Here is an 18,616-nt window from a genome sequence, read left to right as displayed (position 1 = left end):
ACTGTGGGAGCGGGCTTGCTCGCGAAGGCGGCGTGTCAGTCAACATTGAAGCTGTCTGACACACCGCCTTCGCGAGCAAGCCCGCTCCCACAGGGGGTAAGTATTGACTTCGATCTTGAGCTCCCGGATCCACGCGCTATGCTGCCCAGCACTGACCCATATCGAGACACTGCCATGTCCGCCCACAGCATGACCCTGTTCCATAACCCCCTGTCGCCCTTCGTTCGCAAAGTCATGGTGCTGCTGCACGAAACCGGTCAACAGGACCGCGTGGCACTGCAAGACTGCGTGCTCACGCCGGTCAGCCCGGACCTGATGCTCAACGAAGACAACCCGCTGGGTAAAATCCCGGCCCTGCGCCTGGCCGATGGCAGCGTCATCCACGACAGCCGGGTGATCCTCGATTACCTCGACCATCAGCACGTCGGCAACCCGCTGATACCGCGCGACGGTTCGGCCCGCTGGCGGCGCCTGACCCTGGCCTCCCTGGCCGACGGGATCATGGACGCTGCGGTGCTGATTCGTTATGAAGTCGCCCTGCGTGCCCCGGAAAAACACTGGGATGAGTGGCTCGACGGCCAGCGCGAGAAGATTCGTCGCGGCCTGGCATTGCTGGAAGCGGACGCGATTGCCGAGCTGACCAGCCACTTCGACGTGGCGGCGATCAGTGTCGCCTGTGCGTTGGGCTACCTGGATTTGCGCCATCCGGATCTGGAATGGCGCACGGTGAATCCGAAGCTGGCTGCTTGGTACTTCGAAGTCAGTCAGCGGGCTTCGATGCTGGCGACGATGCCCAAGGTTTAGATTTTCACTGGTTGTTCGGGCCTCTTCGCGAGCAGGCTCGCTCCCACAGTTGATCGGTTGTGTGCACGAATTTTGTGTTCACTGGAGATCCCTTGTGGGAGCGAGCCTGCTCGCGATGGCACCACAGCGGATCCACTGGAAACAACACCGCAATCCGCGTCGCCAACGCTTCCCCTTCCCGCTGATCCTCACGCAACCCCAACGACCGGCTCATTCCACAGCCCCGAGATCAAACACCAACGGCTTGGCCGGCTTCTGCCCGATCCCGTACCAGTCCAGCTTGCGGGTCAGCACCATGAACACGCCCAACAACCCGAACAACAGCAGCGACCCCATCAGCAACGCGTAATCCTCGGCACTGAGCAAGCCATAGAGCAAGCCATACAACGCCGCCAGTCCCGCCGAAAAACTCAAGCCGTGACGCACGCTGCGCAGCACATGGCAGACATAAAACCCGATCAACAACACACAGCTGCCCGCCGACAACAGATACGCCAGGGCAAAGCCGATGTGCTCGGACAGCGACAGCAACAGCAGGTAGAAAAACGCCAGCGCCACACCCACCAGCGCGTACTGGATTGGATGCACGGCCATGCTTTTGAGCACTTCGAACAGGAAGAATCCGGCGAAGGTCAGGGCAATGAACAGCAGCGCGTATTTGATCGCCCGATCGCTTTTCAGGTACTGATCCACCGGATCGATGAAGCTCACCCCGAAGTTGCGGCTCTTGAACTCGTCACAACGGTCGCTGGTCAGGCAGTTGGTCAAGGCTTCTTCCAGGTTGGTGGAAAAGAACGAAGTCTGCCAATTCGCGGTAAAACCTGTGCCGGTGACTTCACGCTGAGCCGGCAAGTAGTTGCCGATAAAACTCGGGTGAGGCCAGTTGGCGGCCAGTTGCACCTTGCTGGTTTTGCCGACCGGAGTGATCTGCAACTGGCCGGTGCCCTGCAGGCGCAGGTCAAAGGCGAACGCCAGTTCCGCGCCTTTGTGTCTGTCCAGCGCGGGCAACTTGACGTGTGCCCCCTCGCCTAGCCAGCCCAGCTGCGTGCCCGGTTCAAAGTCCAGGCTCTGACCATTGAGGTCCAGTTTCAGGGCATTTTCGATCCCGCGGATATCGCTGATGCCTATCGTCAGGAACGCTTGGTCAAACTGATAATCGGCGAAATCTTCCTCGATGCCCATTTGCGCGGGAATCGAAAACAGGCCGCTGATGTGGTTGTCGGCGTGGTACAGCCGCGCCTCGTAAATGCCCCGCGAGCGCAACTCGGTCTGCACCTTGCCGTCGAGCTCGAAACGCTCCGGCAGAAAATACAGTTGACCGCGTTCTTCGCCGATTTCCTGAAAGCGCTTGTTGGTTTTCTCATTGGTCTTCCAGGTGCGCACCACCTTGCGATACGGCACCACCATGATCGGACCGCTCAGTTGCTGGCTGTAGCTGGAACTGCGGGCGATGTCTTCGAGGACACCGTCGCGCAGTTGCTGGCGATCCTGGATCACGCCGTTGATCATCAAGAGCGGGATCAGCAACAACAGAATCAGAAGGGCAATTGCCCCGAGTTTTAGGGTCAAGCTGCGGTTCATGGGACTCTCCCTGTTTGGATGGGGCGAGTCTGGGTGGTGTGTGTGGGGGATTTATGGGAGGAATGTGGAGAGTGTGTGGAGACTGGTTTGATTTCTTTGATCGTTCCCACGCTCTGCGTGGGAATGCAGCCCGGGACGCTCCGCGTCCCATCCAAAGCCGAACGCAGAGCGTCCACTGAGGCATTCCCACGCAGAGTGTGGGAACGATCACACGGGGAAGCGCAAACCTGCTTCAACACCGTCCCCGACATTGCCTATGCACAGTTCTCCGCCATGCAGCTTCATCACCTCTTCAACAAAATTGAGCCCCAGCCCCGTGCTCTTGCGCCCGCTGTCCGGGCGCGGCAGCGAATAGAATCGTTCGCTCAACCGCGGTAACGCATAGTCGGGAATCGCCTCGGCCTGGTTGAACAGTTTGAATTCGATTTGCGCGCCGACCTTCGCGGCACTGAATCGCAGCAAGCCCCGAGCCGGGGTGAAGTCCAAAGCATTCTCCAGCAGATTGCCCAGCGCCTGACGCAACAGGAACGGCTCACCGGTCAGCAGCAGATCCGCTGCAATGGTTTGCTCCACGCGCAACTGCTTGCCTTCGATGCGCGCCGCCTGAGCGCTCAGCAATTCATCGACCAACTTCGCCAGCGGCACCGTCACCCGCTCTTCCAGCCCTTGGCGTTGCTCGACCAGGGCCAGGTTCAACAGGCGTTCGATCAACTGCTGCATCCGCGCGCTTTCGCTGTCGATGTTGCTGACAAAACGCTGTTGCTGGGCCAGCGGCATCTCGCCTTGCAGCAACTCCGCCGCGCCGCGAATCGCCGCCAGCGGGCTTTTCAGTTCGTGGGTCAAGGTGTGCACGTAGCGCTCGACATAGGCTTTGCCTTCGAGCTGCGTGCGCATCTGCTCCACCGCCGTCGCCAGTTGTTCCAGTTCGCCGCCACGGTAATGCGGAACCTCGACCCGCCGGCCTTCACTGACCGCCTGAGCGTAAGCAGTCAACCGCCGCAGCGCGGCGCTCAACCACCACGACAACAGCGCGCCAAACAGCAGACCGAGGCCGATCAACCCGGCCCCCCAGGCAAGCAATCGCCGTTCGGTGCGATCAACGTATGGCTGCAACGAGCTGTTGGGTTTGGCGACGGTGACCACACCGATGATCTTGCCGTTGTCGCGAATCGGGGCGCCGACGTGCATCACTGAGGAGCTCGGATCGTCCGGATCGCTGCGGCTGGAACGAGCGCCGTATTCGCCTCGCAGGGTGAGTAAAACGTCGTTCCAGCGCGAGTAATCCTGCCCCACTGCCACACCGCTGGAGTCCAGCACCACAAAGCCCTTGGCATCAGTGACGTAGATGCGGTGGTTGACCTGATTCTTCGGCAAGCCCCAGATGTTCGCCTTCGGTTGCCGTTCGCCATAAGCCTTGAGCAGCTCGGGCCAGCGGTTCTGGTTCAGGGTGCCGGCCTTGAAGTCGTCGCGCAGGATTTCGGCCATCAGGTTGGCGGTGTCGACCAGCGTTTCTTCGGTGGACTGGCGCACGCCGGGACGGATTTCTTCCATCACGGTGTTCAGCACGAAATAACCGGTCAGGCCGATAAACAGCACGTAGACCAGAAAAATCCGGATCCCCAGAGGCATCAGCTACGCCCCGGGCTGTAGCTGTAACCGAGGCCGCGATGGGTCTGGATGGGCTCCGCGTCGGCTTTCACCTGGCGCAGTTTGGCGCGCACGCTCTTGATGTGGCTGTCGATGCTGCGCTCGTACCCGGCATCGGCGGCGACACCCAGCGCGTCGAGCAATTGCTCGCGGCTGAAGACCCGTTCGGGTTGCTCCAGCAGGCATTGCAGCAGACGGAATTCATGGCGGGTCAGGGTTAGCAGCTGACCGCGGTAGCTGATCTGTACCCGTTCGCTGTCGATGCGAAACAACGTCGATGCCACCTCGGCGCTGACTCGCGGTGCCATGCGCTTGAGAATCGCCCGGACCCGCGCCGCCACCTCCCTTGGGCTGAACGGTTTGACCACGTAATCGTCGGCACCGATTTCCAGGCCCACGACGCGATCGATTTCGGCATCCCGGGCGCTGAGGAAGATCACCGGCACTTCGCTGAAACGGCGCAATTGCTTGCAGGTCTCGAAGCCGCTGATGTCCGGCAGGCCAATGTCGAGAATGACCAGGTCGGCCGGCGTCTGGCGCTGATGCTCAAGCGCGGCGGCGCCAAGGCCCAGCCAGGTGGTGGTGAAGCCCTCGCCCTGCAAGGCGAAAATCAGGGTGTCGGCAATCGCCGCTTCGTCTTCGACAATCAGGATATGAGGCATGGCGTCCGAGCCCGGCAGTTAAGTGGGCGAACGGTGCCCCAAGGCTCACGTCACGTCAATGAGACCACTTGAAATCAGCAGTCGGGTTTGTCCGCCGTAAAGCGCCGTGCCGGGTTCACCGCCGCGCCGAACTCACGCAAGGCTTTGGCGCCAATCAACAAAGGGTAATTGAAGCTGCTGCGGTCGGTGAGGTTGACCTCCACGGTGCGCTTGACGTTGCCCAGGCACAGTTCCAGATCGACCACCGGACGCTTGGTGGGCTCGACCACTTCGTTGTCGTCGTCATCTTCTTCGGACCGGGTCTTGATCTTGCTGATCCGCGCGACCTTGTGTTCGTAGACCTTGTTGCTCGCGCCTTTGGTAGCGAGGCGGAAACGCACCCACTCGTCGCCATCTCGAGTGAAGGTTTCGATGTCTTTGGCCGACAGCGACGCGGTCAGGGCGCCGGTGTCCATCTTGGCCTTGAGGACTTCGCCACCGATTTCCGGCAACGCAATGTATTCGTAGCGCCCGTACAGGGTCGGCTCAGCAGCCAGGACCGGCAGGGCCACGAGGGAAAGCAGTGCAAGGAGGGATTTCACGTAATGGGCTTCCTTGAAGGAGTGGGCAGCGGAATTTTAGACCGTTGAACGCATGATCGTTCCCATGCTCTGCGTGGGAATGCCTCATGTGACGCTCTGCGTCACGGTGCTGGGACGCGGAGCGTCCCGGGCTGCATTCCCACGCAGAGCGCGGGAACGATCGGTGTAGAGAGGTTAGCGCTTCGAAGGTGAAACATTTGTCGGCGCCGATTTGGCCTGCCGTCCGAAGCTGCTTATCATTGCGCGCCCAGATGCTTTCAAGAGTTACTTATGCGCCGCCTGCTCACCGGCTGTTTCGTTACCCTGCTGCTGTTGCTCAACACCCTGGTCCTGTTCGGGCCGCTGATGGTGTTCGCCTTGCTCAAACTGGTCCTGCCGGGGCGCTTGCGTGATTACGCCTCGTGGACGGTGATGGCGATCGCCGAGACCTGGGCCGAAATCGACAAGCTGATTTTCCGCCTGTGCATCCCCACGCAATGGGACATCCGTGGCGGCGATGACCTGCGGGTCGACACGTCGTATCTGGTGATCAGCAACCATCAATCCTGGGTCGATATCCCGGCGCTGATCCAAACGCTGAACCGACGCACGCCGTTCTTCAAGTTCTTCCTCAAGAAAGAGCTGATCTGGGTGCCGTTTCTGGGGCTGGCGTGGTGGGCGCTGGATTACCCGTTCATGAAACGCTACACCAAGGCATTCCTGGCGAAGCACCCTGAACTGGCCGGCCAGGACCTGGAGATCACCAAAGCGGCGTGCGAGTTGTACAAGCGTCAGCCGGTGACAGTGGTCAATTACCTGGAAGGCACGCGCTATACCGCGGCGAAAAGTGCCCGGCAGCAATCACCCTTCACCCACCTGCTCAGGCCCAAGGCTGGCGGCGTGGCGTTTGTGCTGGCGGCAATGGGCGAACAGCTGGACGCCGTCCTTGATGTGACGGTGGTGTATCCGCAGCAGACGATTCCGGGCTTCTGGGATTTGCTCAGCGGTAACGTGCCGAAGGTCATCATCGACATCCAGACCCGCGAACTCGACCCGGCGCTGTGGCAGGGCGATTACGAAAACGATCCGCAGTTTCGCGAAACCATCCAGAACTGGGTCAACCAGCTCTGGATCGAGAAGGATCAGCGCATCGACGCGTTGCGCGCCGAGCGCCGCTGAATCAGATACCGGTACCGGTGCCTGCGCCCCAGATCCCGCCCAGGCTTGTCAGCAGTGAGCCGCCGACGCCCTGTTGGCCGAAAAATTGCAGAAGCACGGGGGCAAACAGGCCGATCATGCCAGTGTCCATGCCCAATGCGCTGAAGGCACTGTTCAGGTCGTTGGTGTTACTCACGTTGCCCATGAGGTTGTCCAGACCTGCCGATTTACCGGACGAGCCAAGCAAACCGCTGAGGACGCCCAGTTCACCGCCACCGGCCAGCAAGTCGATGCCGGGCACGCTTTTGGCCAACTCCGAGTAGTCGGTCGAACTCAATTGATTCTTCGCCAGGCCAAGCATTGCCCCGGCACCGCCAATGGCTTGTTCCGGCGTCACGTTCAATTGGCTGAGCGCACTCAGCAGACCGGCCGTCTGCGCGGTCTGCGAAGTCGGCGCGGCGGCGTCATCGCCCTGCGTGCCGGAGAGGGCATTGGCCGCATCGAACAGGTTGAACTGAGCAAAGACCGGACCGGCCGCCAGACACATCAGCGAAGCCAGTGCAAAACCGCGTGAAATCTTCATCCAGACATCCTCAAGTGCCATGAAAACCGCCCGGCAATGGGCGGCGAAAAACCGTGGTTTGGACTGGCATCCAGGGGGATTGTTCCCAGGTTTGGCAAGCGCCTGACGAACAGTCGAAAAAAAATTGACCGGCGCAGGCCGCGCGCTGGCAGCCCTGTAAATGATCGTTCCCACGCTCTGCGTGGGAATGCCTCCTGTGACGCTCTGCGTCACGCTTTGGGACGCGGAGCGTCCCGGGCTGCATTCCCACGCGGAGCGTAGGAACGATCATCATCCAAAAAAAACGGCGACCCGAGGGTCGCCGTTTTGTTTTGCGTGAAGCCTTTACGCTGCGCTGAACAGTTTGTGTGGATCGATCACAAACTTCTTCGGCACGCCCGCATCGAACTCGCCATAACCCCGTGGCGCGTCATCCAGACTGATGACTTCCACGCCAACGATGTCGGCAATGTGGATACGGTCCCACATGATCGCCTGCATCAGCTGGCGGTTGTACTTCATGACTGGCGTCTGGCCAGTGTGGAAGCTGTGGGATTTGGCCCAGCCCAGGCCGAAGCGGATGCTCAGGCTGCCCATCTTCGCGGCGGCGTCGACGGCACCTGGATCTTCAGTCACGTACAAGCCCGGGATACCGATTTTGCCAGCCACCCGAACCACGCCCATCAGCGAGTTGAGCACGGTGGCCGGAGCCTCGTGTTTCACGCCGTCATGGCCGTGACCACGCGCTTCGAAGCCTACGGCGTCGACGGCGCAATCCACTTCTGGCTCGCCCAGCAGTGCGGCGATTTGCTCGTGCAGCGGGGTGTCCAGGGACAGGTCGGCGATTTCGAAACCCTGAGCCTTGGCGTGTGCCAGGCGGACAGTGTTGACGTCACCGATGATCACCACTGCCGCGCCCAACAGGCGAGCGGAAGCGGCAGCGGCCAGACCGACAGGACCGGCACCGGCGATGTACACGGTGCTGCCCGGACCAACGCCAGCCGTCACTGCGCCGTGGTAACCGGTCGGCAGGATGTCGGAGAGGCAGGTCAGGTCGCGGATTTTTTCCATGGCCTTGTCGCGGTCAGGAAGTTTCAGCAGGTTGAAGTCGGCATACGGCACCATCGCGTATTCAGCCTGACCGCCGGTCCAGTCGCCCATGTCGACATAACCGTAAGCACCGCCCGGACGCGCCGGGTTCACGCTGAGGCAAACGCCGGTATGCATTTCCTTGCAGGAACGGCAGCGCCCGCAAGCTACGTTGAACGGTACGGACACCAGGTCGCCGATCTGCAGGTTCTCGACGTCGCTGCCCTTCTCGATCACTTCACCGGTGATTTCGTGGCCCAGTACCAGGCCGGTTTGAGCGGTTGTACGACCGCGCACCATGTGCTGGTCGGAACCACAGATGTTGGTGGAAACCACACGCAGGATGACAGCGTGGTTGATCTTCCTGCCGCGCGGGTCCTGCATTTTCGGATAGTCGATTTTCTGTACTTCGACTTTGCCATTGCCGAGATACACCACACCACGATTGCCAGACATGCTTTCACCTCGCTGTTGTTTTTATGTAACGGTCGCGTCGCCATGGGTCGGCGGCGCGTTGATTGCTCGGGTTATTGCCTGTGTGTCTTGTGTTGTCTGTTATGGCCTCATCGCTGGCAGGCCAGCTCCCACAGTGATTCGGGTGAGCACAGGATTTGTGAACAACCCAAAACCCTGTGGGAGCTAGCCTGCTAGCGATGGCGATCTAAAGAACGACGGTGCGATTGGCGTTCAAAAACACCCGCCGTTCAATGTGATAACCAACGGCTCGCGCCAGGGTCAGCCCTTCGATATCCCGCCCCTTGGCGATCAAATCTTCCGGGTAATGACTGTGATCCACAGCTTCCACGCCTTGGGCGATGATCGGGCCTTCGTCCAGGTCGTTGTTGATGTAGTGCGCGGTGGCGCCGACCAGTTTCACGCCCTTGTTGTAGGCCTGGTGATAGGGCTTGGCGCCCTTGAAACCCGGCAGCAGGGAGTGATGGATGTTGATCGCCTTGCCGTCGAGTTTGCGGCACAGCTCGGGCGACAGGACTTGCATGTAGCGGGCAAGGATCACCAGTTCGGCGCCGGAGTCTTCGATCACCTGCCAGACCTGACGCTCCTGCGACGGTTTGTCGTTCGGGTCCAGCGGGAAGTGGTAGTACGGAATCTGATGCCAGTCCGCCAATGGCTTGAGGTCCGGGTGGTTGGAGACCACGGCGGCCACATCCATCGAGAGCTGGCCGATGCGCTGGCGGTAGAGCAAATCGTTGAGGCAGTGATCGGCTTTGGAAACCATGATCACCACTTTCGGGCGGTAATTCGGCGGTGTCAGTTCGAAGATCATGCCGAAGGCTTTACCACGCTCTTCAAGACCGGCGCGGAAGGCTTGCTCGTCGAAGCCGTCGGGCTGGCGGAATTCCACGCGAATGAAGAAACGGCCCGAAAGCCGATCATCGAAGGAATGGTGCTCAGTGACGTAGCAGCCCTGCTCGAACAGAAAGCGGGTCACCGCGTCCACGGTGCCGAGGACGCTAGGGCAGTCGGCGGTCAGAATCCATGTGTCTGGGGCGCGGCTCATAGTGCGGTGACTCCTGTAGCGAAACTGATCGTTCCCACGCTCTGCGTGGGAACGCCGCCATGGACGCTCTGCGTCCGCTTTGGGACGCGGAGCGTCCCGGGATGCATTCCCACGCAGAGCGTGGGAACGATCTTTACGCCTGGACGCTCAGGCCATATTCGGCGGCCGCATCCTGCAACCACAACCACCAGTAATCCGAGAAGCTGCGACGAATCAGCAGTTCCCAGGTGTCTTCGGCGGTGTGACGGATCACCAGTTGCGACTTGGCAAACACCGTGCCTACCGCCTTGCCCACCGGAAAATTGTTGGGGTGCACGTCGTAGCTGGTGGACTTCATCAGCACCTGGCGCACGTTCGGGCCGCTCAGTTCGAGCAGTTGCTGGCCGCCACTGACGTTGGTGATCGCGATGTGCAGGTCGCCCAGCGCTTCACGCAGTTTCTTCTCGGCGGCGAATTCTTCACCGGTCGGCACGATCAGCAGCCACTCATCCGGCCCCATCCATTGCAGGCTGGTTTCGCCTTTGACGATGACGGTCAGCGCGCCCGGCAATTCGATGCCGAGGGCCTTGTGCACGCCGGCTGCGAACGCAGCATCATGGCCATCACCACGGATGGTCAGGTGGCCGAGGAGTTTTTTCTCACGCACGATCACGCCGGCGTTTTTGCGACCCTTGCCCACCAGGCTGGCGAGGTCGGCGTGATGCAGCGACGACTCGGCCTTGGCCCCGGTGGTTGGGCGTTGTTGGTAAACATTGGCTGCGGTCATAAAGCACCTGTTCCTGAATTCTGTTGTGCGGTTGGTCTCAACCCTTATGGTGACTGGGCTGCCGTCTTCGCGAGCAAGCCCGCTCCCACATTTCGACCGCGGTCCCCTGTGGGAGCGGGCTTGCTCGCGAATGGGCCGACTCGGTGTCATTGCCCACCCACAAGATCTAGGGCCGTTAGACGTTCTGGCGATCGCCTTTCGGATCGAAGAACACCGAAGAAACGATTTCCGCCTCGATCACGCTGCCGTCGGCCAGCGGTGCGAACACCCGCTCACCCATGCGCTTCAAGCCGCCCTTGACCACACCCATGGCAAACGAATAGCCCAGGGAGTTGTGCAGGTAACTGGAAGTCACGTGACCGACCATGGTCATCGGAATGGTTTGCTTGGTGTTGAACACCAATTGCGCCCCTTCCGGCAGCCATTTGGTCGGATCGATCGGCTTCAGACCGACCAGCTGTTTGCGCTGATCACGCACGCAGTCTTCGCGGTTCATGCCACGCCAGCCGATCCACGAGAACGGTTTGGTGCGACCGACACACCAGCCCATGTTCAGGTCATCCGGGGTCATCGAGCTGTCAGTGTCCTGACCGACGATGATGAAGCCCTTCTCCGCCCGCAGAACGTGCATGGTTTCGGTGCCGTAAGGCGTCAAGTTGTACTTCTTGCCGGCCTCGACGATTTTTTCCAGAACGCCCATGGCGTAGTCGGCCTGAACGTTGACTTCGTACGACAGTTCACCGGTAAACGAAATCCGGAACACCCGCGCCGGCACACCGCCGACCAGGCCTTCTTTCCAGGTCATGAACGGGAAGGCTTCGTTGCTCAGGTCGATGTCGGTGACTTCGCTGAGCAGCTTGCGGCTGTTCGGCCCGGACAGGGTCATGGTTGCCCAGTGATCCGTCACGGACGTGAAATACACCTTCAGATCTGGCCATTCGGTCTGGTGGTAGATTTCCAGCCATTGCAGCACGCGTGCAGCGCCGCCGGTGGTGGTGGTCATCACGAAATGGTTGTCGGCGAGACAAGCGGTAACGCCGTCGTCGAACACCATGCCGTCTTCTTTGCACATCAGGCCGTAGCGGGCCTTGCCCACGTCGAGCTTGGTCCAGGCGTTGGTGTAGATGCGGTTGAGGAACTCACGCGAATCCGGGCCCTGGATGTCGATTTTGCCCAGGGTCGAAGCGTCCAGCAGGCCGACGCTGTCGCGCACGGCTTTGCATTCACGCTTCACGGCGGTGTGCAGGTCTTCACCGTTTTTCGGGAAGTACCAAGGACGCTTCCACTGACCAACGTCTTCAAATTCAGCGCCATTCTTCACATGCCAGTGATGCAGCGCGGTGAAACGTACCGGCTCGAAGATGTGCCCACAGTGACGGCCGGCCACGGCGCCGAAGGTTACCGGCGTGTAGTTCGGACGGAACATGGTGGTGCCCATCTGCGGGATGGTCACGTTCAACGAACGGGCGGCGATGGCCAGGCCGTTGACGTTGCCGAGCTTGCCCTGGTCCGTACCGAAGCCCAGTGCGGTATAGCGCTTGACGTGCTCGACCGACTCGAAACCTTCGCGGGTCGCCAGTTCGATGGCGGCAGCGGTGACGTCGTTCTGCAGGTCGACGAATTGCTTCGGCGCACGTGCGGTGTTCTTTTCATGCGGCACCTGGAACAGCGCCAGTGTTGGCTCTTCCAGACGGCTCAGGGCTTTCGGCAAGGTGCCTTCGACCACGCTGAAACCGGCTTCGCTGGCGGCGCGAGCACCACCTGCAAAACCATCGACCAGGGAATCGCCGAGGCCATAGACGCCGTTGATGCCACCTACGCACACGCGTTTCTGCGGTGCTTCGCCCGGTACGAAACCGAGGATGTCTTCACGCCAGATCGGCTTGCCACCCAAGTGCGACGCCAGGTGAACCACCGGGCTGTAACCGCCAGAACTGGCGACCAGGTCGCAATCGAGCCACTCGCCCGGGCTGGTCACGGTGTGTGCTTTGACATCGATCGCGGCAACGCGAGCGGCGGTGACGTGCTTGCTGCCACGGGCCTCGATCACAGCGCTGCCGGTCAGGATGCGGATGCCCTTGGCGCGCGCTTCTTCCACCAGCGCACCGCGAGGGTTGCTGCGGGCGTCGGCGATCGCCACGACTTGCAGGCTGGCGTCGAGCCAATCCAGTGCAACGCGATAGGCGTGATCGTTGTTGGTCGACAGCACCAGTTTCTTGCCCGGTGCCACGCCGTAACGACGCACGTAAGTCGACACAGCGCCGGCGAGCATGTTGCCCGGCACGTCGTTGTTGCCGTAAACCAGTGGACGCTCGTGAGTACCGGTCGCCAGCACGACACGCTTGGCGCGAACCCGGTGGATGCGCTGACGCACCTGGCCGATCGGGGCGCGGTCGCCGAGGTGATCGGTGAGGCGCTCGTGAATGGTCAGGAAGTTGTGGTCGTGGTAACCATTGACTGTGGCGCGGGGCAACAGCAACACGTCCGGGGTATTTTTCAGCTCGGTGATGACGCTGGCAACCCACTCGGTGGCAGGCTTGCCGTCGAGGCTTTCGCGGGAATCGAGCAGGCTGCCGCCGAACTCTTCCTGTTCATCGGCCAGGATCACACGGGCACCGCTGCGGGCAGCTGCCAGTGCAGCGGCCAGGCCAGCAGGGCCAGCGCCGACGATCAGCACGTCGCAGTGCTGGTTCATGTAGTCGTAGGTGTCCGGATCGTTCTCGGTCGGCGAGCGGCCAAGACCAGCAGCCTTACGAATGTACTTCTCGTAAGTCATCCAGAACGATTGCGGGTACATGAAGGTTTTGTAGTAGAAGCCCGGCGGCATCAGCTTGCCGCCGACCTTGCCGAGAATCCCCATCATGTCGTTGTTCACGCTCGGCCAGCCGTTGGTGCTGGTGGCGACCAAACCTTGATACAGCGCTTGTTGCGTGGCGCGTACGTTCGGGATCTGCGTGGCTTCGGTCGCGCCGATCTGCAGCACGGCGTTCGGCTCTTCGGCACCGGCGGCGAAGATGCCGCGTGGACGCGAGTACTTGAAGCTACGACCGATGATATCGACACCGTTGGCCAGCAAGGCCGCGGCCAAAGAATCGCCCTCAAAGCCTTTGTAGGTCTGGCCGTTGAAGGTGAAGCTCAGCACTTTGTTACGGTCGATGCGTCCGCCGTTGGACAGGCGATTGATCTGGCTCATACCTTCTCTCCCAGAGCCGTGGCGGCCGCTTTCGGGCTATCGGTCTTGTCGGTGAATTGTGGCTTGGCGCCGATCTTGTAGGTTTCGAGAATCTCGTAGGTCACGGTGTCACGGGTGGCGTTGAAGTACTGACGGCAACCGGCGACGTGATCCCACAGCTCGTGGTGCAGACCGCGAGGGTTGTCGCGGAAGAACATGTAGTCGCCCCACTCCTCGTCGGTGCAGCTGTTCGGATCCAGTGGACGCGGGATGTGCGCCTGGCCGGATGCGTGGAATTCCTCTTCGGAGCGCAGTTCGCCGCAGTGAGGACAGAAGATATGCAACATGGGGATTTCTCCTGTTAGTGGGCAACCGCAGCAGCGCCGTGTTCATCGATCAACGCACCGTTGTGGAAACGGTCGATGGAGAAAGGTGCAGCCAATGGGTGCATTTCACCCTTGGCCAGACTCGCGGCAAACACGTTGCCCGAGCCAGGTGTTGCCTTGAAGCCACCGGTGCCCCAACCGCAGTTGAAGAACATGTTCGGAACCGGGGTTTTCGAGATGATCGGGCAGGCGTCCGGCGTGGTGTCGACGATACCGCCCCACTGACGGTTCATGCGCACGCGGGACAACACCGGGAACATCTCGACGATGGCTTGAATGGTGTGCTCGATCACCGGGTACGAACCACGCTGGCCGTAGCCGTTGTAGCCGTCGATACCGGCGCCGATCACCAGGTCGCCCTTGTCGGACTGGCTGATGTAACCGTGTACGGCGTTGGACATGATCACGCTGTCGATAATCGGCTTGATCGGCTCGGACACCAGCGCTTGCAGCGGGTGCGATTCGATCGGCAGACGGAAACCGGCGAGTTTGGCCATGTGCCCGGAGTTACCGGCGGTGACCACACCGACGCGCTTGGCGCCGATGAAGCCCTTGTTGGTTTCGACACCGATGCACACGCCGTTTTCCTTGCGGAAACCGATCACTTCGGTCTGCTGGATCAGGTCCACGCCCAAGGCATCGGCGGCACGGGCAAAGCCCCACGCCACGGCATCGTGACGGGCCACGCCGCCGCGACGCTGGACGGTGGCGCCCATCACCGGGTAGCGAGTGTTTTTCGAGCAGTCGAGGTACGGAATCTCGTCGGCTACTTGCTTGGCATCGAGCAGCTCACCGTCCACGCCGTTGAGGCGGTTGGCGCTGACCCGACGCTCGGAATCACGGATGTCTTGAAGCGTGTGGCACAGGTTGTAAACGCCGCGCTGGGAGAACATCACGTTGTAGTTCAGGTCCTGGGACAGGCCTTCCCACAATTTCATCGCGTGTTCGTACAGGTGCGCCGACTCGTCCCACAGGTAGTTGGAGCGAACGATGGTGGTGTTGCGCGCGGTGTTACCGCCGCCCAGCCAGCCTTTCTCGACCACGGCCACGTTAGTGATGCCGTGCTCTTTGGCCAGGTAGTAGGCGGTCGCCAGACCATGCCCGCCACCGCCGACGATGACCACGTCATAGACCTTTTTAGGGGTCGGCGTGCGCCACATCTTCTGCCAGTTTTCGTGATGGCTGAGGGAGTGTTTGAAGAGGCCGAAGCCCGAGTAGCGTTGCATAGTCATTTACTCCAAAACCGCGCTCAGCGATAAACCGGGAAGTCCGCGCACAAGGCCGAAACGTGCTGCGCAACATTGGCCTCGACATCGGCGTCGCCGAGGTTGTCGAGGATGTCGCAAATCCAGCCGGCCAACTCGACGCACTGGGTCACCTTGAAGCCGCGAGTGGTCACCGCCGGGGTGCCGATGCGCAGGCCGGAGGTCACGAACGGCGACTGTGGATCGTTCGGGACAGCGTTCTTGTTCACAGTGATGTGGGCGCGACCGAGTGCTGCATCCGCGTCTTTGCCGGTGAGGCCCTGACGAATCAGGCTGACCAGGAACAGGTGGTTATCGGTGCCGCCGGACACTACATCGTAGCCGCGTTTGATAAATACGCCGGCCATGGCCTGGGCGTTGTCGATCACTTGTTGCTGGTAGGCCTTGAAACCAGGCTCCAGCGCTTCCTTGAAGCACACCGCTTTACCAGCGATCACGTGCATCAGCGGGCCGCCCTGTGCGCCGGGGAACACCGCGGCGTTGAGCTTTTTCTCGATCTCTTCGTTGGACTTGGCCAGGATCAACCCGCCACGTGGACCGCGCAGGGTCTTGTGGGTGGTGGTGGTGACCACGTCAGCGTACGGCAGCGGATTCGGGTACAGGCCAGCGGCAACCAGACCGGCCACGTGGGCCATGTCGACGAACAGCAGCGCACCGACCTTGTCGGCAATCTGCCGGAAGCGCGGGAAGTCGAGGGTCTTGGAGTAAGCCGAGAACCCGGCGACGATCATTTTCGGCTTGCACTCGACGGCCAGACGTTCAACTTCGTCGTAGTCGATCAACCCGGTCTTGGTGTCGATGCCGTACTGCACGGCGTTGTAGAGCTTGCCCGAGGACGACACTTTCGCGCCGTGGGTCAAGTGACCGCCGTGAGCCAGGCTCATGCCGAGAATGGTATCGCCCGGCTGGATCAGGGCCAGGTAAACGGCGCTGTTGGCGGAAGAACCGGAGTGCGGCTGCACGTTGGCGTAGTCGGCACCGAACAGTTGCTTGGCGCGTTCGATGGCCAGCGCTTCAACTTTATCGACGTGCTCACAGCCACCGTAGTAACGCTTGCCCGGATAGCCTTCGGCGTATTTGTTGGTCAGGCCGCTGCCTTGCGCTTCCATCACGCGCTTGCTGGTGTAGTTCTCGGACGCGATCAGCTCGATGTGATCTTCCTGGCGTTGCTCCTCGGCATTCATCGCCGCCAGCAGTGCATCGTCGTAACCCTGGATCTGGTCTTGCTTGCTGAACATCGCGTCTCTCCCAGCGGCATCTATGCGCCATTCGTCTCGGTAAGGCACTGGTGTTTCGACAGTGCCCTTTGAATGCGATGGTATGACCGGCGCAGACAGGCCAAATGCCTACGGACGCCACGCAAAGGTGCGTTTACGACATGGACCGAAATGGCTGGCCTAACACAACCTTTGAACCAACAAAGATCCCCTGTGGGAGCGGGCTTGCTCGCGAATGCGGTTTGTCATCCAACACTGATGCTGACTGGCCCGGCGCATTCGCGAGCAAGCCCGCTCCCACAGGGGTCAGGTGATGACTTGGCGAACTGCGAGCAACAGCAGGAAATGCGCGGGATAGAGCGCATACGCCCAACGCCGCATCGGCGGTGGCTTGAGATGCTTGGCCTGTCGCAACAAGAGCAGCCCCAGCAATGGCGCAATCAGACAAGCGGCGATACCAAGGATGGCTTCAACATTGTGAAACCGCGCCGAGGAATACAGCACTGGCCACTGATTGGCCGCCAGGCAGACCAACCCCGGCAACAGGGCGAAATACCAGGGCCGTCCGATCACCAGCAACATCGCCAGCGGCAACAGCACACCGAAGAAGCCGAACATCAACCGCTCCGGGAATAGCGCCGCCAGCAACAAGGCACCAGCCGCCAACAGTCGCATTTGCAGGGTTCGGTCCTGCCAGCCACGGGTCACCAGTAATCCCAGGACCAACGTGGGAAGCACATTCAAGGTCCCGGGATCAGGAATGAACATCCTGTACGGGATTTCGCTGATGGCGCTAAACAGCAGCAACCACCCCAGATAACGCCACTGGCCGTCGTTCGTCACCGCGCGGGCCCGCGCCAGGTTTGCGGCCATCGCCAGACAGAACCACGGGAATGCCAACCGTCCAGGTATATACAGCAGATCGACGGAATACCCGACATATCGCAGGTGATCGAGCACCATGCTCAGCAGCGCCAGCCACTTGAGCAGATCCAGCGCCCCATCCCTTTGCGTCATGTGCATAATTGCCCGTCGTCCTTGTATTTTTCTGACAGCATCATCCCGTGTGCTCTCCTGACGATCTTGGGTAAAGTGCGCATCATCATTGACCACGAAGCTCTTCACCATAAGAGCCTCGACCACGGAAGCCGGCCATGACCGATAAGAGCCAACAATTCGCCAGCGACAACTATTCCGGTATCTGCCCTGAAGCCTGGGCTGCCATGGAACAGGCCAACCACGGCCACCAACGCGCCTATGGCGACGACGAATGGACCGCACGCGCGTCCGACGATTTTCGCAAACTGTTCGAAACCGACTGCGAAGTGTTCTTCGCCTTCAACGGCACCGCGGCCAACTCCCTGGCCCTGTCGTCGCTGTGCCAGAGTTACCACAGCGTGATCTGCTCGGAAACCGCCCACGTCGAAACCGACGAATGCGGCGCCCCGGAATTCTTTTCCAACGGTTCCAAACTGCTCATCGCCCGCACTGAAAACGGCAAGCTGACCCCGGAATCGATCCGCGAAATTGCGCTCAAGCGCCAGGACATCCACTACCCGAAACCGCGCGTCGTGACCCTGACCCAGGCGACCGAAGTGGGCAGCGTCTACACCCCGGAAGAAATCCGCGCCATCAGCGCCACGTGCAAGGAGCTGGGCCTGAACCTGCACATGGACGGCGCGCGCTTCTCCAATGCGTGCGCCTTTCTCGGCTGTTCGCCAGCCGACCTGACCTGGAAGGCCGGCGTCGACGTGTTGTGCTTCGGCGGCACGAAAAACGGCATGGCGGTGGGGGAAGCGATTCTGTTCTTTAACCACAAACTGGCCGAAGACTTCGACTACCGCTGCAAACAGGCCGGCCAACTGGCCTCGAAGATGCGCTTCCTGTCGGCGCCATGGGTCGGGATTCTGGAAAACGACGCCTGGCTCAAATACGCCCGCCACGCCAACCATTGCGCTCAGCTATTGGCTGAACTGGTCAGCGATATTCCCGGCGTGGAACTGATGTTCCCGGTACAGGCCAACGGCGTGTTCCTGCAACTCTCCGAACCAGCGATTGCCGCACTGACCGCCAAGGGCTGGCGCTTCTACACCTTCATCGGCAACGGCGGCGCACGCTTCATGTGCTCGTGGGACACCGAAGAAGAACGCGTACGCGAACTGGCGGCGGATATTCGCGAAGTCATGTCCCGCTAACTTCCCTCATGATCGTTCCCACGCTCCGCGTGG

The 18,616-nt window shown here is 60.8% G+C and carries 16 protein-coding genes; 3 read left to right on the top strand and 13 right to left on the bottom strand.

Features of this window, described 5'->3' with window-relative positions; genetic code table 11:
• Positions 1 to 174: 174 nt before the first annotated feature.
• Complete coding sequence (locus PFAS1_RS13710) at positions 175 to 804, top strand: glutathione S-transferase (protein WP_076029500.1); 630 nt, start codon at positions 175 to 177, stop codon at positions 802 to 804.
• A 210-nt stretch (positions 805 to 1,014) separates the two neighbouring features.
• Here PFAS1_RS13710 and creD read toward each other — a convergent pair whose 3' ends face one another.
• The 4 genes from creD to rloA2 form a co-directional block, all read right to left on the bottom strand.
• The gene (gene creD / locus PFAS1_RS13700) at positions 1,015 to 2,385 is read right to left on the bottom strand and encodes a cell envelope integrity protein CreD (RefSeq protein WP_076029498.1); all 1,371 of its coding nucleotides are present in this window, start codon (positions 2,383 to 2,385) and stop codon (positions 1,015 to 1,017) included.
• A 207-nt stretch (positions 2,386 to 2,592) separates the two neighbouring features.
• Positions 2,593 to 4,014 (bottom strand): two-component system sensor histidine kinase CreC, encoded by a 1,422-nt coding sequence (gene creC, locus PFAS1_RS13695; RefSeq protein ID WP_076029497.1) that lies wholly within the window; start codon positions 4,012 to 4,014, stop codon positions 2,593 to 2,595.
• The gene (creB, locus tag PFAS1_RS13690; protein WP_076029496.1) at positions 4,014 to 4,694 is read right to left on the bottom strand and encodes a two-component system response regulator CreB; all 681 of its coding nucleotides are present in this window, start codon (positions 4,692 to 4,694) and stop codon (positions 4,014 to 4,016) included. Before creB ends, creC begins: the two co-directional genes overlap by 1 nt.
• A 74-nt stretch (positions 4,695 to 4,768) precedes the next feature.
• Positions 4,769 to 5,275: a retropepsin-like aspartic peptidase RloA2 gene (rloA2, locus tag PFAS1_RS13685; protein WP_076029495.1), complete on the bottom strand. Its 507-nt coding sequence runs from the start codon at positions 5,273 to 5,275 to the stop codon at positions 4,769 to 4,771.
• A gap of 270 nt (positions 5,276 to 5,545) precedes the next feature.
• On the opposite strand from rloA2, the gene PFAS1_RS13680 reads away from it, so the two are divergent.
• Positions 5,546 to 6,433 carry an acyltransferase gene (locus tag PFAS1_RS13680; RefSeq protein WP_076029494.1) on the top strand — a complete coding sequence of 296 codons (888 nt, stop codon included), beginning with the start codon at positions 5,546 to 5,548 and terminating at the stop codon, positions 6,431 to 6,433.
• A 1-nt stretch (position 6,434) separates the two neighbouring features.
• Here the strand turns inward: PFAS1_RS13680 and PFAS1_RS13675 are convergent, their stop codons facing one another.
• The 9 genes from PFAS1_RS13675 to PFAS1_RS13635 all read right to left on the bottom strand — a co-directional run bounded on the left by PFAS1_RS13675 (position 6,435) and on the right by PFAS1_RS13635 (position 17,411).
• Positions 6,435 to 6,995, bottom strand: a complete 561-nt coding sequence (locus PFAS1_RS13675) for a DUF2780 domain-containing protein (protein ID WP_076029493.1) — start codon at positions 6,993 to 6,995, stop codon at positions 6,435 to 6,437.
• 324 nt (positions 6,996 to 7,319) lie between these two features.
• The gene (gene fdhA, locus PFAS1_RS13670; protein ID WP_074871488.1) at positions 7,320 to 8,519 is read right to left on the bottom strand and encodes a formaldehyde dehydrogenase, glutathione-independent; all 1,200 of its coding nucleotides are present in this window, start codon (positions 8,517 to 8,519) and stop codon (positions 7,320 to 7,322) included.
• A 205-nt stretch (positions 8,520 to 8,724) separates the two neighbouring features.
• Entirely contained in the window at positions 8,725 to 9,582 is an 858-nt protein-coding gene (gene purU, locus PFAS1_RS13665) for a formyltetrahydrofolate deformylase (protein WP_074871490.1), read from the bottom strand.
• A gap of 133 nt (positions 9,583 to 9,715) precedes the next feature.
• The gene (locus PFAS1_RS13660; protein WP_076029492.1) at positions 9,716 to 10,348 is read right to left on the bottom strand and encodes a sarcosine oxidase subunit gamma; all 633 of its coding nucleotides are present in this window, start codon (positions 10,346 to 10,348) and stop codon (positions 9,716 to 9,718) included.
• 175 nt (positions 10,349 to 10,523) lie between these two features.
• On the bottom strand, positions 10,524 to 13,541 hold the full coding sequence (locus tag PFAS1_RS13655; protein WP_076029491.1) for a sarcosine oxidase subunit alpha: 3,018 nt from the start codon (positions 13,539 to 13,541) through the stop codon (positions 10,524 to 10,526).
• Positions 13,538 to 13,867, bottom strand: a complete 330-nt coding sequence (locus PFAS1_RS13650; RefSeq protein WP_033053963.1) for a sarcosine oxidase subunit delta — start codon at positions 13,865 to 13,867, stop codon at positions 13,538 to 13,540. Before PFAS1_RS13650 ends, PFAS1_RS13655 begins: the two co-directional genes overlap by 4 nt.
• A gap of 14 nt (positions 13,868 to 13,881) precedes the next feature.
• Positions 13,882 to 15,132 (bottom strand): sarcosine oxidase subunit beta, encoded by a 1,251-nt coding sequence (locus PFAS1_RS13645; protein ID WP_007947735.1) that lies wholly within the window; start codon positions 15,130 to 15,132, stop codon positions 13,882 to 13,884.
• A gap of 23 nt (positions 15,133 to 15,155) precedes the next feature.
• Entirely contained in the window at positions 15,156 to 16,409 is a 1,254-nt protein-coding gene (gene glyA, locus PFAS1_RS13640; RefSeq protein WP_074871495.1) for a serine hydroxymethyltransferase, read from the bottom strand.
• Positions 16,410 to 16,694: 285 nt separating this feature from the next.
• Positions 16,695 to 17,411: a TraX family protein gene (locus tag PFAS1_RS13635; protein WP_076029490.1), complete on the bottom strand. Its 717-nt coding sequence runs from the start codon at positions 17,409 to 17,411 to the stop codon at positions 16,695 to 16,697.
• 131 nt (positions 17,412 to 17,542) lie between these two features.
• Between PFAS1_RS13635 and PFAS1_RS13630 the strand changes: the two genes are divergently transcribed.
• Positions 17,543 to 18,583, top strand: coding sequence for a threonine aldolase family protein (locus PFAS1_RS13630; RefSeq protein ID WP_046045314.1), 1,041 nt, complete (start codon positions 17,543 to 17,545; stop codon positions 18,581 to 18,583).
• Positions 18,584 to 18,616: the final 33 nt, after the last annotated feature.

Source organism: Pseudomonas frederiksbergensis (assembly GCF_001952935.1).
In the GTDB taxonomy this organism is placed as follows: Bacteria; Pseudomonadota; Gammaproteobacteria; order Pseudomonadales; family Pseudomonadaceae; genus Aquipseudomonas; species Aquipseudomonas frederiksbergensis.
This window is presented reverse-complemented; position numbering and strand designations above follow the sequence as displayed.